Raw genomic sequence first — 18835 nt, forward strand, 5'->3', positions numbered from 1 at the left:
AATTCGTTCTGCGTGCGGAAAGAAATATGCAAATTTAAAAAAACATTAGTTCAGTAATCGGTTTAAAATTAAAATCCCAATCACTATTTACTAGTATTGTAGGTACGTCAACATTATCAAAATAAAATGTTATGCAGTTTTCAGAGTATATACTTATAGATGTTAAACTTATTGATTTTATGAATTCTTCTCTTTCCATATTATGAGGCTTAAATATACTTTCTGCTGCACACTCTTTTAATCTTCTGTCAATATCTTTTTGGCAAGCAAATATTTTTTTGATTATATCAACGCTTTGTTTATTAAACTCTTCGTCAATATTATCAAAGAAGATTAAAATATTATTGTTAATCCAAGCCATCTCTTTCTTAAAAGAGTTTATATCCTTATTAAGTACAAAATCTCCTAATTCTTCATCTTTATAATAAATAATCTCTGAATATTTTTCTAATATAGTATTTAAATCATCATCTTTATAATTACTATCAACTATATCTTCAAGTAAAAAATTAATATAGAAATCATCAGGATCTTTTTCTTTTCTCACCTTTAATCTTACCATACTTTCATCTTTGAGTATTTTTAAATATTCTTCAGGTTCTTTAACTTTTTTATGAATGATAATATGAGTATTTTCTATAATTACATTAGCGGCAATATTTTTTAAAGCTATAGCTGAAACGAATAAAGTATAATATTTATCCCAAGGTATTTTATTATATTTGCAGCATGATCTTTTTAGTACAAATGCCATTTCAAAAATTTCATCATCAAAATCTTTATTAAAATCTTCAATTTCTTTGTCCATTTTTATATCCTGTTAATATTGTAATATGCTAGGATAAAATATCAATAATAAATTTTAAAACTTTTATTAATACCCCACCCTTTATTATTTATAACTATATTTTAAATTTTAATATTCATTATCTTTAAAACTTATTTAGAAATTTCAGTACCCGCCCAAGTGTTGATTAAATTTAGAATTTCTTTAACGCACGGTGAGTAAAATTTATATAATACAATAAAATTTGAATTATATATAAAATTATATTTTAAGCTTTATTTAGCGTGCGGTAAGTAAATAAAAAATTAATTATCCTATTATATAAGGCTCAGCAAAATTAAAATCATAGTCACTATCTATTACTATTACATGTCCAGAAAAAATATCTCCATCATCAAAATAAAATGTTATATTATTTTCGTATATAATAGTTATAGATGTTAAGCTTATTAATTTTATAAACTCTTCTTTATTTATATGAGGTTTGCCATCATCATCGTTCCAGCTGTTGGCATTTTCAAGCATATTTTCTGCTATATAGTCTTTTAGTTTTTTGTCAATATCTTTTTTATTAGCGAATATTTTCTTTATTATATCAACACTTTTTTTATTGACTTCTTCATCAATATTATTAAATGAAACTGATATATCATTATTATCAATCCAAGACATATTTTTTTCAAAACAGTTAATAGATTTATCAAGCTCAAAATCTCCTAATTCTTCATTTTTATAATAAACAGGCTTAGAATATTCTTCTAATATAATATTTAAATCATTATCTTTATAGTTAGTATCAATAATATCTTCAAGCAGGAATCTTATATATAAACCAGATGAATCTTTTTCTTTTCTTACTTTTAATCTTACTATTGTTTTATTTCTGAATATTTGAAAATAATGATTTGTATCTTCAATTTCTTTTACTATAAGCAAATTTTCATTTACTATAATTTCATTGGCAATAATATTTTTATATGCAATTGCAGATACCAATAAAGTATAATATTTTCCTTTTGACTTACCAGCTGATAAATTTTGCTTTTTTAAAACAAATGTTATGTCAAAAATTTCATCATTAAAATTGCTATTAAAGTTTTCAATTTCCTTGCTCATTTTTATATCCTCTATATTTATTATATTTGTGATTTTTGTATTTTTATATATAATTCATTAATTTCTGCTTTATTTATATTCTCATTATGAATTTCTGAATGTATAACTAATGGTATAGTTTTTATATATTTTAAAGTATATTTTAAATATTCTAGTAAATTACTTAAATAATTTTTATAATTTCCTTCATTTATTTCTGATAAATAGTCATATATTAATAATAACGAATTATAATATATATGATAACTTATATCTATTTCTGTTTTAAACATCTCAAAGGATTTGATAACATGTTCTATATTTTCATTGTATATTTCTTTAGCATCCAATAAAGTATTATGAATATGCATATATTTTTGATATTGTACTCCATATCTATAATTTTTTACTTTAAAATATTCATTTTCAATTTCGTTAATATGGTATTCAAAATAATTCTTTACTATATAAGCAATTCTATAGGATTGATTTTGTTTTTTTTATTTCTTCTGCCTGTTCTTCATTTTTTTTATTTAATTTGTTATTAAGCCATATACTATGAATAAATGCTATAAGTGGAATAATAATACTTCCAATTAAAGATAGCATATCAATTACTGATTTGCTTGTAATAATAGATATCGTATTATCATTTAATCCTACATTTGTTATTTCTATAATATTAGTTAAGTAGTTAGTAATGAAGTTTGTTGTATAATTAGTGATTATTATTTGGTTTGTAATCATTATATCCTCATAGCTTTTTATATACAAGTAAAATCTATTCTAAAAATATGTTATACTGAAAATTTTTAACTTTGTCAACTGATGGACTTTATGTAAATTTTATCTACTTTTTTGTCGCACACGCTCTGCGGGCTTCGCCAAAGTAGCAAAAAACGCAACTGCTATAACTTTATATTAAATATATACCTATTAAATATAGGATATAACCTAAATTTATATTAAAAATGCAGTTCTTTTGGTTCTTTTATACCAATAAAAGAACTGGGGTATGGGGCAAAGCCCCATATTAAAAATATAAATATAATTTTATTTTTTAGAAAATATATTTGTTTCAGTATATGCAGTTTATAAAAGTCTTTACTTCATAAAATAAGATTTTACTGTTCCGTATATTGATGAAGTAAATCTTTTGTTAATCTCTAAAGGATTTATATATTCTTCTTCATTGCAGTTTCCGTTTTCATCTAGTCTGTGGAAAGCAATATTTTTAAATGTTACTTTTTCGTTAGCCTCTATTCCAAACCACATATATTCAAAATCTATACGGCATGCAATATTTAATATAGAGTCTTTTAATTCATAATAAGTATAGCTTCCGCCGTCTTCAATATCTCTGCTTCTTTCAAATGACATTTTATTTGCCATTGACATTATTTCGCCTGCTGTTATTTCTTGATCTTCAAAGGAAATGATTTTGTTGTTTTTTATGTGTTCTTCTTTTACTTCTTCAAATAATAAATCAAGCTGATTTATAGGCTGTGATATTTCGTAGTCGCTTAATTGAGTTTTCCATTTTGATAATTTTTCATCGTCTAATTCTATTGGGTGAACTAAAGTAATATTCTTTTTGTTTTTAAGACTGTCTTCAAATATATATTCTTCTTCATCGAAAGTATTGAAAGAACCGTCTTCCATGTATCTGAAACTTTCTATCAAATTGTTTTTTTCATCATAAACACCCCATATAAGTTTTAAAGCAAATATATTCATTATTGGGTTGTCCACAAAAAGCTCAGTAAAAGTTTTATAAGACCATTTTCTTCCGTTTAATAAAACTTTATTTAATCTTGTTATTTGATTGGAAGTTATCATTTTTATATTTTTCTTTATCAAAGTTAATTCTTTTTTAGATGCATCAGCTGTTTCTTTGTCATCTTTGCTGTTTGGTGCAGGAAGTGATTTTAAAACTTTGTCATTTGAATCTGTTACTTCGATAGTGAAATCATTTTTTATTTGAAGTTTAAATACTCTGTCGGCTTCTCCTCCATAATGAAGTTCTCTCATTCCTTTTTTGTCAAAGTCTAAATCTGGAATTATTTTGTCTATTAACTCATCTTCTGAAATCTCTAATGCTTTGGCAGTCTTTTTTAATGCATCTTTAGCAGCATTTTTAACTTGATTATTTTTAATTTTGACGGACATTGTATCAACTAATACCAATGCAAATTTACTTGCATTCAATGCTATAGCATATACTGCATGTGCCGCTAATGCTCCTCTTGCATTCAATGACCATTCTTCAATTTGAGTTTTTAATTTCAATAGTTTATCTTCAGGCTGGAAAATACAATATGGAATAAGTATATTTTTTAATTTTGTATCAGCTTTGTTGTTAAGCCAATTTGTATATATATTATCAAGTGCATTTCTAAATGAATCAATATCGAAAAACTCTGCTATTTTGTTGCAGTCTTTTAATATAGAAGGTTCTTTTAATGCAACGTATTCCATAAACACATACTGAACTATTTTTAAAGGTGCTTTAGTTTTTTTATCTTTTAATAGAATATTAGAAAGTATATTTTCGTCTATATCTTTTATTAAACTTTCATGTCCTTCATTATAGTATTTATTTAAATGTGATTCTATTTCTTCAACGCTTGTAAATTGGAAATCATCATCAAACTTTTGTAAATCCCAATATTTAATTATTTCTTTATAAACTGTTCTTGACGCTTCTTTTCCTTCATTTGCTAATTTTTCTACTTCGCTTCTTACAATGCTTTCATTATTATTGATTACTGATACACAATACTTTTTTATTTCTTTGGATTTTGCTGTATCAAGAACTTTGAAAACAAAATCAAATTTATTATCAATAAGTTCTTTTAATTCATCACTGAAAATACAATTAATAAATGATATAGTACCGCTAATATTTGCTGTTATAGAAGTGATAAATGATTTTTCTTCCATAATAGATTTTGTTTCTTCTGAATTATTTTTTATAAGAGTGATAACATTATCTTTTGAATCTAATAATGATAAGTAAATATCTTTTAATGGTACTTTTTTATCATTAACTAATTTTTCTTTAGCTTCCAAAATATTTCTATTATAGAATATTTCCTGAATAGAAACATAAATTGAAATTTTGCCGTATATTCCATAATGCTTTAATAATTTAGTAGTGATTTCTGATGCTTCATCATTTATACCGTCAAAGGACATTATAGCTGACAAATAATGACTATGATTACTATAAGGTTCTTCTTTTACATATTTAAAGCTTTTAGAAGTTATTTCATCAAAACTTTTAATAGGCTGCATTATTTTTAATAGCTCAACGCACATTGTTTTTAGAGTTTCTACAATAGAATTAGTATCGATATTATATTTGTTATCATCGTTTGCAAGCATAATTGATGAAAGCATAGCATAATCAAGATATAAATTTTCTAATTTTGATTTTGCTATTATCTCATAAAGTCTATAAAATGTTTCTTTATCTTCATCATATAATTTTTTTGCTTCTACTGTTAAATATGAAATAAAAAGAGTGTTATTATTAACTATAGTGTTTAATAAAATATATTCTTTAGGGAAATTGCATAGTTCTAAATATTCAGGTATAAGTTTTTGGGTGTAGTAATAATAGCCTTTATCCTCTGAATATCCTTTGAATAATCTTTTATATAATTTTATAGTTCTTGTCATATCTTTGTATATATTCACAAGAAAATAAATCATATTATTATCTTTATTTAAAATATTCATTAATCTTTTATAAACTTCTTCATCTTTATCAACTATACTAAAAAGTAATGATATAGTTTCTTCATCATTGATTTTTAGAGAATCTATATAATTTAATAATTGTTTGATGAGGCTTTTATCATCATCTCTATTTATGAGGTATACCAAAATAGTTAATAATAAACGAGGTTCTTTATTCAATAATGCTTTATTATCATTTTTTACTTTTTCTAAGTATTTATTAAAGTCTTTAGACACATAGGCTTCTAATTCTGAAAACTTATAAAAATTATTTACTTGTATTTGTATATATTTAGATGCTTCATTGTTGGCTAAAGTTGCTTTAGAATATTTTTTATCATATATAGTTCTTTCAACTATATTATTATAACTTTCTATTAATGCTTTTTCTAAATCTTCACCAGTGGATAATCTTAAAATTAGATAAACATTTTTGCCTTTGTATATATCTTTTATCACAGCTTCAGCATATCTTGACAGAGCTTTTTTATCTTCTTCTTTAGTATTTTCATCAAAATAAAATCTTAGAATGTCTTCAGCATCATAACCATAATAATTTTTTAAAGTAGGGCAGCTTTTTGATCTTCCGTAAAAATAATCAAGGAATGCATTCTTATTGTTTTCATATTGGAATATTCTTTCAAACTTATTCCTTATTTGTTCTTCATTACTGATATTATTCTCCATATATCACCTCGTCAATAGTATTTTTATATAGTATAATTAATTTTCTTTGTTATGTCAACCACTAGCTGTTACCGTAGGTATGCTTCGCAGGCACCTTCCCGCACGGTATAGATTATTCTTATCAAATGTCTTTTATATGTGCGGCTGATTACTTATTATTATACAAAATAAATACTTTATTTACATTTGAAATATATTTTATTAATACAGAATAATATTTTATGTTATAAAAAATAGAATTGATAAAATATAGTTATTTAGGTATATACTAAGAATTTTTAACTTTGTCAAAAAACACAATTTTAAATTTAGGTTATTTGTGGGGACTAGCCCCCACACCCCCACTTCTTTTGGTGACCCAAAGAACCTATATCCTCGATAAACTCGGATACGCTACGCGAAAGACTGCATTTTTTATTAAGATTTAGGGTATTAAGCTACTTTTAATAGATATTTTTTTAATATAAAGCTGTAGCATATGCGTTTTTTGCTACTTTTTTGTGCGGCAAAAAAGTAGATAACATCTATATAAAGTCATCAGTTGACAAACTTAAAAATTTTAATTATATTTTAAATACTAAAAATTATTTCTCAATAAAATGCTTATATCCTAAATCTTTTGACTTTTGAAGATACTTATTACTTTTCTTTTCGCATTCTACTTTTGAATATCCGCTTATATTTTCTTCAAGTTCAGCGTATTCATCGTATACAAGATGTAAATAGTAGTAGGTTTCTCCTATGTTCTTTTTTATTCGGATGTCATTTAGAGCTTTTTCCAAATACTTTCTAGAATTATTTAAATCATTAATTGTTTTATTTTCTTTATATTTTAAATACGAAAATATACCATAATTATTTATCAATTCTAAATTATTAGGATACAATTTTAAACCTTCATTTAAATATTTTTCTGTTTGTACGATGCTTTTTTTAGTTATTTCGTATTTATTCACCAATAATATTGAAATATTAATATATTTATAATATAAATCATTATCATTTATAAAAGCATTATTATAATCTTCTAATGCTTTATTAAAATATTCTTCATCTTTAGTTTCTCTATATTTATATGCATATAAATCAGCCCTTTTATATAAAGCATTAATATGATTGTTATTATTATCAATTCTCAATATTTTATTACAATCCTCTAATGCTTTATTAAAATATTCTTCATCTTTAGTTTCTTTATATCTACTTAAATATAAAAAACTTCTACTATTTAAGGTATAGATATTATTTGGATCATAGTTTAATATTTTATTATAATCTTCTAATGCTTTATTAAAATATTCTTCATCTTTAGTTTCTCTATATTTATAAGAATATACATTACCTCTATTATTTAAAACAGTTATATTTTTTTGTTCTATTTCTAATGCTTCAGTATAAAATTTTATAGCTTCATCATAATTTTTATTAATTTCTTCATTTGATGCTCTTGCAAATAATTCGCTTACTTTAGATTTATCAGCATTTATTTTTGATTGTTTGGTTTGTTCTTCTATTTTCTTTAATGTTAATTCCATTTCTTGAGCTTTTTTATTTAATTCTTCTAGTGTTTTATTTGATTCTAATTTTGTTTCTTTTATAATAAGTTCCGACTGCTTTTGATTGCTTTCCATTATTTTATTATTGGCGTATACGCCTAAAATTGTGAATATTATCATTATTAATGATAAAAATGCAAGCCAGAAAGTTACTGTATTTATTGAAAAGTCTTTACTGTCTTTTAGCGTTTCTCTAAGTAAATCTATATTAGGTTTGAATGCTTCTTCTAATGTATTTTTTATAAACTCTTTATTTTCAAAACTTTCATTTGTAACAGTTTCTCTCAAGAACTCATAATAATTGCTTAATTGTATTTGTGAGTTTAATTCAAATTGTTTTATGCTGTTTTCTATCAATGTTTTACTTTCATCTGTGTATTTAGAATATTTGCATATCAAAACTAATAAAAATATTATACATATAAGAGAATACAATATAAAAGTAGAATGCCTTTTGAAAAAACATTCTTCTTGTTTATTTTCAATATTACTTTTATTATTTTTTGTGTTATTATCATTATTAGTATTTTCTATGGTGTTGTTATTATCAGACATATTTTATCCTATTATATTTTGAATTTATATTAAAAAAATTAAGTATTTCATTTTTTATTGTTCTTTTTCCCGCCGCAAAAAGAACCAAAAAGTGCAAGTAAAAAACACAATAGTAATTTATATTTTATATTGATAACGATTATAAAATATAAATTTAAAAACTATATAAATATTTTTTATTTAGTTTTTAAACAATGATATTATATAGCTAAATTCAAAAATATAAACAATATTTAGTTCATGATTTATTTTGATTCGATTAATTAAACTTTTTTATTTTAAACTTAAACAATAATATTTATAACTATATTGAATTTGATATTTTTTATATTATAATTGAACTATGGAAGTAAGAATATATTTAAATGGCAAAACAAAAAAAATACCTTACATCAGCGAAAAAGATATAAAAAAACTTGTAAAAGAAGAAAATGTTTATATCATTCAAAAAACTAGAAGCGGAAAAAAGAATGAAGATTTTTCTATATCAAAATTAATTTATAAAAATGGAAAGTTTGATAAAATAGAAGAAAAATATATTTCAGAAATTAAACTCAACAGTAATAATATTTATCTTTTTGAAATAGGCTTATTTATAGATATATACAATAATATTTTCAAAGAATTAGAAAACAAAGATTTAGAATATATTGAATTAGTAGAGCTAGTAAATGATAAACAAAAAGTACTGCATAATATAAATTCCGTTAAGGAAGAAGTGAGAAAATATAGAGAATATCATAAAAACGAACTTTTTGAAGGCTATAAACTTTTTAAAAATACAATCTATTATAAATTAGAAATGCTCATCATAGCAGACAATATAAATTATTATTATAAAAATAAATTAGATTTTAAAAAGATAAAAACTATATTATATGGTGCAGATGATGAAGCTGAAATACATTTAGATTATATAAAAGATATTGAAAAGAACAAAAAAACAATAAAAGAATTAGACAAAATCAAAAAAACATTAAAATTACCTCCTGATTCACTTCCAAAAATAAAAAGAGAATCAATTGACACTATAATAAAAATTCTGTTAAGGAAGAAACGAGATTAAATATATACTATCATAAAAATAATATTTTTGAATTCTTGTATTATACAAAAATAGTAAAAGAATCATCTTATTAAGTAGAATAAAATTCAAAAAAAATCATTTTTTTATTAGGTACATCGATGTATCTAATTAGAATATTTTTTATATTTTTCCTATAATTACCCTAGGTGATATTGATGTATATATATTATGATATATACCATATAAAAAATATTGCTATCCTACAGAGGGTATCAAATGATAATTTTTATTTATATGTTAATATGCACCTATAAATTACAGGGGGGAATATATGTGTATATTTATATTGTTAATTATTATGATTGTAAGCTTAACTCCTATATAGAAATCTATTATAAGTCAGCATATTAAATAATATCTTTAAACATTCAATTAACTTTAATTTGAAAAAACACTATAAAAAATATAGGGGGATACTTATGTCTAAAATAAAAAATTATCATTATAAAGGAAATGAAAACTATGATGACAGCAGTATAATATATAAAAAATTTTTTAGAGACGGATATTATGTTATAGATTTGCATTACCTTAAAAAAGAAAAAGCTATTAAGGCTTTGGAAGATACTATATTTAATGATTATTTTTTAAAAAAGATTTCATGCCCATTAGAAATAGTTTACGGCAGAGGGAATAATAGTATCGATGGTTATTGCAGATTAAAAAATTATATAATAGAAAAATTAGATGATTTGAAAAGAGAAAAATTTATAAAGCTTTGGGAGTTTAAAAGATATACAAAATACGGTGCCATTATAGCATATATAAACAATTAATTTTGGAGGTAAATGAATGTCTAAAAGAAATGAAAATAATGAAACTCTTAATAATAAAAGAGATGTTAATAAAAAAGATATTGTTTTCTACATAGCAAACAAAAAATATTTGCTTCCGTTTAGAAACAATATTAATAAAAATAAATTTATGCAGATAGGAGATTTTTATAAAGAATTAATTTCTAAAAAAATATTTAATATAGATTTAAAATTACTAAGAAAATGGGATGAAAAAGAAATATTACCGGCATATAGATTTGCTAAAGGTGCTGTGAGAGTTGATACAAGATACTATATAAAAGAGCATGTTTTAATAGTAAAAGAAATATTAAGATTAAAAGAAATAGGGCTTAATATATCTGATATAGAAAAGGTAATATTTTTTAATTATAATATTAATATGATTCTGCTAAATAAAAATATTAAAAATAAAGAATCTTTTAATAAAATGAAAAATACTATTAATAATATAGATAATATGGAAGCTAAATTGATAATACCTTCTATAAAATCAGTAGATAAAAAAGTTGTTAAGAATATTTTAAATGATAATTCACTATATACTGATGTTTTAAAAAAAGAGGATATTTCATTAATCACTTTTATTTCTATATTAAATAAGGCTTGTATTAATTATAAAAATAAAAAATTTGATAAACTAAATTTTAAATATGATATGATTAATACAATAGAGAATATCAATAAAAATTTATATAAAGGATAAGTTATGACAGATATAAATACTATTGAAAAAGAATTTATAATACCAATTATAAAAAAGTTGAAAGAAGATTTTTTTGAAAATAATAGCGAAGAAATAGATGAAGATTATATAAAGAAATTGATATTTAATTATAAAAATGCTGATTTGGATAAAGATGATATTCCTATATTATCTTTTATATTGATGATGCTTGCTTCTTTCTCTTCTTATGAAGATGATTATTTTGATAAGAAAAAGTTTCATGAGTTTATGGAAGATATAATGAGCAAATTTAATTAAAAAAATTAGGGCAGATATAATATTAATATTTGCCCTTTATAAATTTTTATATATAATAATTATATATGAAAGATAAAATTGATTTAATTAATGATGATGTATGCTATATAATTGAAAATACTCATAAATTTAATATAACTTCAAAATATTTATTTGATGATAATTATATACTGCCTTCATTAAAAACATTATTAAAAAAAATAAATGATAAAGAAAATATAATAATATATCTTATTTCAAAAAATTCAGGAACTATTACGCAAAGAAAAAAAGGAAATTATAAATATATACAAATAAAGTTTTCAGGATATAAATATGAAGAAGCAGATGAATATTTATTTGAAAATGATATATTAAGTTTTCTTACAAATGATAAATTATGCTTTTTTGAAATAGGAGCTTTTTTAGATTTATTCAATTTAATAAAAACATACAATAAAGATACAACATATTCTTTGATAAACAGTATTTTGAAATGCGAGGAAAAATCATATTTTACTAAACTAGATAAAAAATATATAGATGATATTTATAACAAAATAAATGAGGATTATATTAATAATAAAACAGAAGAGCCTTTAATAAAAAAAAGAGAAATGGAAAGGCTTAAAAAAATACTTCAGGAATATTATGACATCAGTAAATCTTCAATACTTCCTTCATACAGATTACAAAAAAATAAAGATGATAAAAATTATAGATATTATACTTTAGAGTCTTTGGTCGTTCTTGATGAGATACTTACTATATATAAAAGAATAAAAGAGGATAAATTTTATTTTATAAGAAATATAAGCTATTTAGATGATACTAATGATATTAAAGAAGAATTATTTAATAAAGATAAAGTTTTAATAAATCTTAAAGAACAACAATTAATAAAAAATCATTTATATATAAAAGATACTTTAGAAATATTTGAAGGTAATGATAAAAAGTTAAAAGACAGAGCAGATAGAGTAAAAAAAGAAAAATTAGATGTTTTTTTTGATATAGATACTGCTTCTAATATGGATAGAGATGAACTTAAAGAATATATAGAAGATTACATATTTATCTTATTTAATAATATAAATAAAATGCTTGAAGAATATAAATATAATGAGAATAATATAAATCTTATAGAAAAGATTATAAATTATGATTTACATTTTTTTTATTTTAAATTTATTCTTGATTATTTGTTTTTATCTGATGATTTTTTTCAAAATGGCAATATAGAATATTACAATAATTTACATGATTTATACAGCTATAAATATTTTTATTTGAAAAAGAATAATATAATTTTATTTGAAAATATATATATTAAATGCATTGAGAATAATATTTATTATTATAATAATAAATATTATCCATATAGATGTTATTTAACTAATGAAACTGAATCTTTATTTAAAAAAGATGTAGATACTGAAATGAAATTAAAATTGGAATCTATATTTAAAAATAATGTCATAAATATAGCAGATGATTTTGAATATTTATATTCTTATTATGATTTTTTAGTTTTTCATTTATATTATAAAATAATAATTTACAATGGTTCAATGTATCGTATAAAGAAAGGAGCCATAAAGGCAATTTATGAAGATCTTATAAAACTTCCAAATAATATGATTATGCCTGATACATTATTATCTGAATTAAGAGAAAATTTTGAAAAAATATTATTAATAACAAATATAATATATTTCTCAAATATAAAAAATGATAATATAAAAAAATTAAGATCTAATATTTTAGAGCTTGATAAAAAAATAGATTATATTGATAATATTATTAACGATTATGAAATAGATGATATAGTTGATTATTTAGAAAAAGATGAATATGCTAATGAAAATAATATTATAGATAAAATACCTTCATATAATGTTGATATGTTTGAGCATAGAAAATATTATGAAGAAAATATATCAGGTATGATGAAGATATATAGTTCATATAGTGAGGATTCCAGCAGACCTGAAAATATATTCACATTATTCTTTAATTATTCTTTATACTTATCAGATGATAATAATTTAATTTATAAAAATATAGAAAAAATATTAAATGATATAAAAAAAGTAAATGAATTATATCATTCTCATTATACAAGAGAGTATTGTACATTTGATATTGATTATTTAAGAGAATTATATTATTCAAATTCCAATTGGCAGTATTATGATGATCCTTCCATTAGATTAAAATATGAAATTAGAGATTTTATATCTTAAAACATTTTTATTATATTTACCCATATATATACCTTATAGTATATATTTAGTTTTTATTTTTGATTTATTCCAAAATAATTAAAAAATTATATTATAAAAACAAATTAATTTATATTGGAAAAATTATTATGCTTTCAGAATATTATATAAAGAATAAGAAATATAAATTAGAAAGTAAGATTAATAAAAAAGAGTTAATTGCTATAGGTGATTTTTTAAAAATTTTAAAATGTGAAAAGATAGAAAATGTAACATTAAAAAATTTAAGAGAATGGGATAATAAAAAATTACTTCAGGCATTTAGAGTAGCACATGGTCCTATAAGAGAAAAAGTAAGATATTATACTAAACAGCATATTAATATTGTAATAGAAATACTTAGATTAAAATCATTGGGTTTTGAGATACCTGATATTAAAAAAGTAATTCTTAATAATACTCCTGAGAATTTAATATTATTAAATAAAGATATAGACTGCAAAAAGAATATTAAAAATATTAAAGATATTATTAGAAATATTAATGATAAAGAATTGTATATTATAAAGCCAATGATAAAAAATGCCAAAAAATATTTTTTAGAGCAGATGAGTATAAAAGAATTAAATTATGATGATATAAAAAATATTTTAATTAAAAATAAATATTTAAATTATGATGTTGGTATTATTATATTTGCTTTGATTTTATTAAGCTCTTTTAACTGCTATGATATAGATAATGATATTTTTGATTCTTATAAATTTTCAAAGTATATTGATGATATAGCAGATAGTATTAATAATAATAAAAAAAGTTATTAATTACCCTAGGTACAATATTAATTATAGTTTGATTATTCATTGTTTAATCATTAAAAAAGTTTATCATTAAAATAATTTTTTATTTATAAATTAAGGAGTTACAAAATGAAAAATGTTATTGGTGTAATAATGATGTTTGTTTTTTCATTATTAATTATAGGATGTTCAACTATAGCAACAGCAGATAATATTCCTCAAAGTCTTCAGCTTAGCGGAAGCGATATTACTGTGGGAGAGGTTTTAACAGCTGAACTTCCTTATGATGCTAAAGATGATACTTTAAAAGAACAGCTTATAGCAGAGGCACTTAAAGATACTAATTATGATTTTTTGATTATGCCTAGATATGAGATTGTTAAGGCAGGATTATCTAAAAAGATGAAGATAAGGGGCAGAGGTGCTAGAGTAAAATAATAATTTAAAAATATTAAAAAGTTAGTTATAAAAATTGTGAATCTCGGGCAAGTTTATTTGAAATAGACTTTGCTGCAGGCATGAATAATTTTTATTATTTAAAAACTGTCTTATTATATTTAAGGCAGTTTTTTATATATGAAATTTTAATATCTCATTTATTAATTTTGAATATTGAATTCAATTCGTTTTATATTATAATATGAACATTAAATTAATGATGAGGTGAAAATGAACATAGAAGAAGCTAGAAAAAAAATAGAACAATTAACAGAAACTATTAATTACCATAATAAACTTTATTATACAGATGATAACCCTGAAATAGAAGACTATGAATATGATAAACTTTTCAGAGAGTTGGAAAATCTTGAAAGAGAGTTTCCAGAATTAAAAAAAGATGACAGCCCTACTAATAAAGTGGGAGGTACTGTATTAGAAAAGTTTGAGAAATTTGAACACCCTATTGCTATGTACTCGCTTTCTAATGTTATGAATGAAGAGGAGTTTTTGGAATTTGATAATAGAATGCAAAAAGAGCTTAATCAAAGTAAGATTAAATATACTGTTGAAAATAAATTTGACGGACTTGCTTTAGAGCTTATTTACGAAAAAGGAAAACTCACAGTAGCAAGCACAAGAGGCGACGGACAGGTTGGTGAGAATGTTACTAATAATGTTAAAATGATGAGCAATGTTCCTAAAAGCATAAAAGAGAAAAAGAAACTTATTGTAAGAGGCGAAGCATTAATAACAAAAAAAGATTTTGAGGCATTAAATAAAGAGAGAGAAGAGCTTGAAGAGATACCTTTTGCAAACGCTAGAAATGCAGCTTCCGGAGGATTAAGACAATTAGACAGTGCTGAAAGTAAAAAGAGAAGATTAAAATTCTTTGCTTATCAGATTGCCAATTATAAAGATTTTGATTTAACTAATGAATATAAATCAATGGAGTTATTGTCAGAATTAGGATTCACAGTTGAAGGCGTTCACCCAAACATTGATGCTAAAAAAGTATTAGAAACTTATTATGATATACAAGAAAAAAGAAGCAAAATGGATTATGAGATTGACGGACTTGTAATAAAAGTTGATGATGTTAAGCATCAGGAGAAATTAGGATTTTTATCAAGAGCTCCAAGATTTGCTGTAGCATTCAAATTCAAGCCTGAAGAAAAAGAAACAGTATTAAAAAATATTGAGGTTCAAGTAGGACGTACCGGAGCATTAACACCTGTTGCTAAATTAGAGCCTGTTCAAGTTGGAGGGGTTACTGTTTCAAATGTTACACTTCATAACCCTAATGAAATTAAATCAAAAGACATAAGAATCGGCGATACTGTTGTTGTTATTCGTTCAGGTGATGTTATACCAAAGATTACAAGAGTAGTATTAGAAAAACGTCCTGCCGACAGTAAGCCTTTCGAGTTCCCTAAAAAATGTCCTGTTTGCGGAGGTGATACTGCAGTAACTGACGGCGATGTAATTGTAAGATGTATTAATGAAGAATGCCCAAGCAAGATAACTAGATACATAGAATATTTTGTTTCAAAACCCGCTATGAATATGGAGAGAATAGGAAAAGAGTGGATTGCAGTATTTACAAAAAGCGGACTTGTTAAAACTCCGGCTGATCTTTACAAGATAACAAGAGATGATTTATTTAAATTTGAAAGAATGGGAGAAAAATTGGCAGGATACATGCTTGAATCTATTGAGAACAGTAAAAACACTACTTTAAAAAGATTTATATATGCATTAGGTATTCGTCAGGTTGGTGAAACTACTGCTGATTTACTAGCTAAATATTTCACGTCAATAGAGAATTTCAAAAAAGCTACTATCGATGATTTACAAAATATTGAAGGTATAGGTGAAATTAGTGCTAAAAGTATTTACGATTTCCTTCATAATGAAAAGACATTAAAATTAATCGATGATTTACTTGCATCAGGAGTTAATCCTGTATTTGAAAAAGTTGTAACAGTGGAATCTCCTCTTACTGGTAAGAATGTTGTAATAACAGGTTCAATAGAAGGTTTTACAAGGAATTCTGCAAAAGAGGCTGCTGAGAGATTAGGTGCAACTGTTCAATCTGCTGTATCCAAAAACACAAACATTTTGATTGTAGGTGAGAAAGCAGGAAGCAAACTTAAAAAAGCTCAGGATTTAGGAGTAGAGATAATGGAAGCTGACGAGTTTATAAAGCTTGCAAATTCATAAAATATATAAATATTAATATTTTTATAAAGTATACTATAAATTGTTTACTAATTTTATAATATATAAGTTTTATAGGGGTAAATATGAAAGAGTATTTTAGAGTAATAAATGAAGATGATTTAAAATGCAATTGTGATATTAGTACAGATGCATATAATTATCATAATTCATTAAATAAATATTATGGATATGATTCTTATTTACAAGAATTTGAACAAATATACAAATTGTATGATCCTAATTTAAAAATAAAATCTAACACTATGTTTGGTGAATTTATTTTAGAAAAAATAAGGAAAGAATATTTCAATGAAAAATTAAGTAGACTTGAATCATGTTTTGTATTTGAAAATAAAAATCAAGCTATGGATTATATTTTTAGTAAACAAAATAGAATTAATTTAATTATTGTGAAAGTTATTCCAAGTGATAATTGTATATTTGATGAATATGATATTTCTATATTGAATGAAAAAGGTCCTAAGTGTCATATTTTAAAAGATTATATAGATTTGGCTAATGATTATTGGAGTATATCAAAACAATATATAAAAGAAAAGGAAATATTTTTTAAAGGTACTTTTAGAATTGAAGAATTTTGATTTATTTTGTAATTAGTAATTTATTTAATTTGTAAATATATTAAAATTTTTGTTTATATAAAATGTTAATATTGTTTAATAAATTTTTATTATATTAATTTTTATTTGGTAATTTTCTTATATAAAAGGGAGAAATTTTTAAAAAATTCCTCCCGCACGGTGTTAATAAAACTCTACTGAATTAATAGAATTAGCTATATTTTCCATTGAGGTATATTCACTATGAGTAGGGAAAGTATAGCTAAGTACTAGATAATTTGAATCTTTTGGTTCGAATATGGTGTAAAATAAAATCGTATCATCTAATTGTATTTTATACTGTATATTCTTTTTTCCATTAACATAGAAATAGTTTTTTAATATATTGTTTTCTCTTTTCATTTTGTTTATATAGTTTATAAGTTTTTCTAAAGAATTATTATCTTCTTTCATATAACCTACTAAACAAGTTGTTTTCGTTTTTTCTTCCCAAAACATACTTTCTATATAATATAAATCTTCAACGTAGCCTGTATTTTTTATTATATAATTTTTATCTTCATCAGATAATTTTATAGAATTATTTAAAGGTATGAGTCTTACTTTTATATCTGGTATATCATATTTATTTTCATATGCTATATCATTGTTTAAATTTAGCTTTTTAAAATTTATATTTCTATCAGAAAATATATCTTTCTCTGAATTATTAACGCATGAAATTAAAAATAATGTTAGTATAAAATATAGTGTTTTCATATTTAAAAAATTATCTATTTTCTTACAGTTACAGTTCTGCTTGTAAATCCGATTATTCCTGTTAATAGATTAATAAAGAAATCACCGGCATTGCTTCTAGTATATATTTCATAATTTTCAGCTCCGCCTGCTAATTTTTCAACATCAACATCATTTATAGGTACAGCTCCCCAAAGTGCATACCATTGTTTTCTTGTCAATGTAACTCCGGTTTGAGGACCTTTTCCAATTAAATGCCTATGCTGAGCACATGATAGAGCAAATATTGAAACAGCTAATAATAAAATTATGAATTTAGTCATAAAAACTCCTTAAATTTGTTGAATTTTTCACATATAGTGAACATTGTTCAGTCTAACATAATAAAGGTATTTGTCAATGAAAAAAGCCAAAATAAAAACATGTATACTAAATTGTTCATTTTGCTTATAAGAAAATATTTTTAATAACAAAATAATATCTTTAAATAAATATAAAAACTTTACAAATGTAATAAAATATAGTGTATTTCTATTTTATTATTTAACTTAAATGAATAAT

Annotated in this window: 17 protein-coding genes; 9 read left to right on the forward strand and 8 right to left on the reverse strand. The window is 22.7% G+C overall.

Translation table 11 applies throughout. The features are described from left to right. Positions 1-34 precede the first annotated feature (34 nt). The 6 genes from BHYOB78_RS00910 to BHYOB78_RS00935 form a co-directional block, all read right to left on the reverse strand. On the reverse strand, positions 35-808 hold the full coding sequence (locus BHYOB78_RS00910; RefSeq protein ID WP_020064577.1) for a DUF7021 domain-containing protein: 774 nt from the start codon (positions 806-808) through the stop codon (positions 35-37). Between the two features lie 288 nt (positions 809-1096). Continuing rightward, positions 1097-1903, reverse strand: a complete 807-nt coding sequence (locus BHYOB78_RS00915) for a DUF2262 domain-containing protein (RefSeq protein ID WP_020064576.1) — start codon at positions 1901-1903, stop codon at positions 1097-1099. Between the two features lie 20 nt (positions 1904-1923). Further along, on the reverse strand, positions 1924-2253 hold the full coding sequence (locus tag BHYOB78_RS00920) for a hypothetical protein (RefSeq protein WP_020064575.1): 330 nt from the start codon (positions 2251-2253) through the stop codon (positions 1924-1926). A gap of 106 nt (positions 2254-2359) precedes the next feature. After that, positions 2360-2629: a hypothetical protein gene (locus BHYOB78_RS00925; RefSeq protein WP_020064574.1), complete on the reverse strand. Its 270-nt coding sequence runs from the start codon at positions 2627-2629 to the stop codon at positions 2360-2362. A gap of 357 nt (positions 2630-2986) precedes the next feature. After that, entirely contained in the window at positions 2987-6313 is a 3327-nt protein-coding gene (locus BHYOB78_RS00930) for a DUF4132 domain-containing protein (protein ID WP_020064573.1), read from the reverse strand. Between the two features lie 584 nt (positions 6314-6897). Then, entirely contained in the window at positions 6898-8424 is a 1527-nt protein-coding gene (locus tag BHYOB78_RS00935) for a tetratricopeptide repeat protein (protein ID WP_020064572.1), read from the reverse strand. A gap of 343 nt (positions 8425-8767) precedes the next feature. Here BHYOB78_RS00935 and BHYOB78_RS00940 point away from each other — a divergent pair, with 343 nt between their 5' ends. The 9 genes from BHYOB78_RS00940 (at position 8768) to BHYOB78_RS00980 (ending at position 17557) form a co-directional block, all read left to right on the forward strand. After that, a complete protein-coding gene (locus BHYOB78_RS00940; protein WP_012671478.1) occupies positions 8768-9490 on the forward strand; it encodes a hypothetical protein in 723 nt (240 codons plus the stop codon). A gap of 440 nt (positions 9491-9930) precedes the next feature. Further along, positions 9931-10287, forward strand: coding sequence for an SMR, Small MutS-related domain-containing protein (locus tag BHYOB78_RS00945; protein WP_012671479.1), 357 nt, complete (start codon positions 9931-9933; stop codon positions 10285-10287). A gap of 16 nt (positions 10288-10303) precedes the next feature. Further along, positions 10304-11011 carry a helix-turn-helix domain-containing protein gene (locus tag BHYOB78_RS00950; protein ID WP_020064571.1) on the forward strand — a complete coding sequence of 236 codons (708 nt, stop codon included), beginning with the start codon at positions 10304-10306 and terminating at the stop codon, positions 11009-11011. A gap of 3 nt (positions 11012-11014) precedes the next feature. Next, positions 11015-11290: a hypothetical protein gene (locus BHYOB78_RS00955; protein WP_012671481.1), complete on the forward strand. Its 276-nt coding sequence runs from the start codon at positions 11015-11017 to the stop codon at positions 11288-11290. A 65-nt stretch (positions 11291-11355) separates the two neighbouring features. Further along, positions 11356-13515, forward strand: a complete 2160-nt coding sequence (locus BHYOB78_RS00960) for a hypothetical protein (RefSeq protein ID WP_020064570.1) — start codon at positions 11356-11358, stop codon at positions 13513-13515. A 128-nt stretch (positions 13516-13643) separates the two neighbouring features. Next, positions 13644-14318 carry a MerR family transcriptional regulator gene (locus tag BHYOB78_RS00965; protein ID WP_020064569.1) on the forward strand — a complete coding sequence of 225 codons (675 nt, stop codon included), beginning with the start codon at positions 13644-13646 and terminating at the stop codon, positions 14316-14318. Positions 14319-14423: 105 nt separating this feature from the next. Further along, positions 14424-14732, forward strand: a complete 309-nt coding sequence (locus tag BHYOB78_RS00970) for a hypothetical protein (RefSeq protein ID WP_020064568.1) — start codon at positions 14424-14426, stop codon at positions 14730-14732. Positions 14733-14963: 231 nt separating this feature from the next. Further along, positions 14964-16955 carry an NAD-dependent DNA ligase LigA gene (ligA, locus tag BHYOB78_RS00975; protein WP_020064567.1) on the forward strand — a complete coding sequence of 664 codons (1992 nt, stop codon included), beginning with the start codon at positions 14964-14966 and terminating at the stop codon, positions 16953-16955. A gap of 83 nt (positions 16956-17038) precedes the next feature. Continuing rightward, the gene (locus BHYOB78_RS00980) at positions 17039-17557 is read left to right on the forward strand and encodes a DUF2441 domain-containing protein (RefSeq protein ID WP_020064566.1); all 519 of its coding nucleotides are present in this window, start codon (positions 17039-17041) and stop codon (positions 17555-17557) included. 162 nt (positions 17558-17719) lie between these two features. On the opposite strand, the gene BHYOB78_RS00985 is transcribed toward BHYOB78_RS00980, so the two are convergent. Together BHYOB78_RS00985 and BHYOB78_RS00990 are read right to left on the reverse strand one after the other, a co-directional pair. Then, positions 17720-18295, reverse strand: coding sequence for a hypothetical protein (locus BHYOB78_RS00985; protein WP_020064565.1), 576 nt, complete (start codon positions 18293-18295; stop codon positions 17720-17722). A 14-nt stretch (positions 18296-18309) separates the two neighbouring features. Then, a complete protein-coding gene (locus BHYOB78_RS00990) occupies positions 18310-18597 on the reverse strand; it encodes a Bor/Iss family lipoprotein (protein ID WP_012671487.1) in 288 nt (95 codons plus the stop codon). Between the last annotated feature and the right edge of the window lie 238 nt (positions 18598-18835).

The organism is Brachyspira hyodysenteriae ATCC 27164 (assembly GCF_001676785.2).
In the GTDB taxonomy this organism is placed as follows: domain Bacteria; phylum Spirochaetota; class Brachyspiria; order Brachyspirales; family Brachyspiraceae; genus Brachyspira; species Brachyspira hyodysenteriae.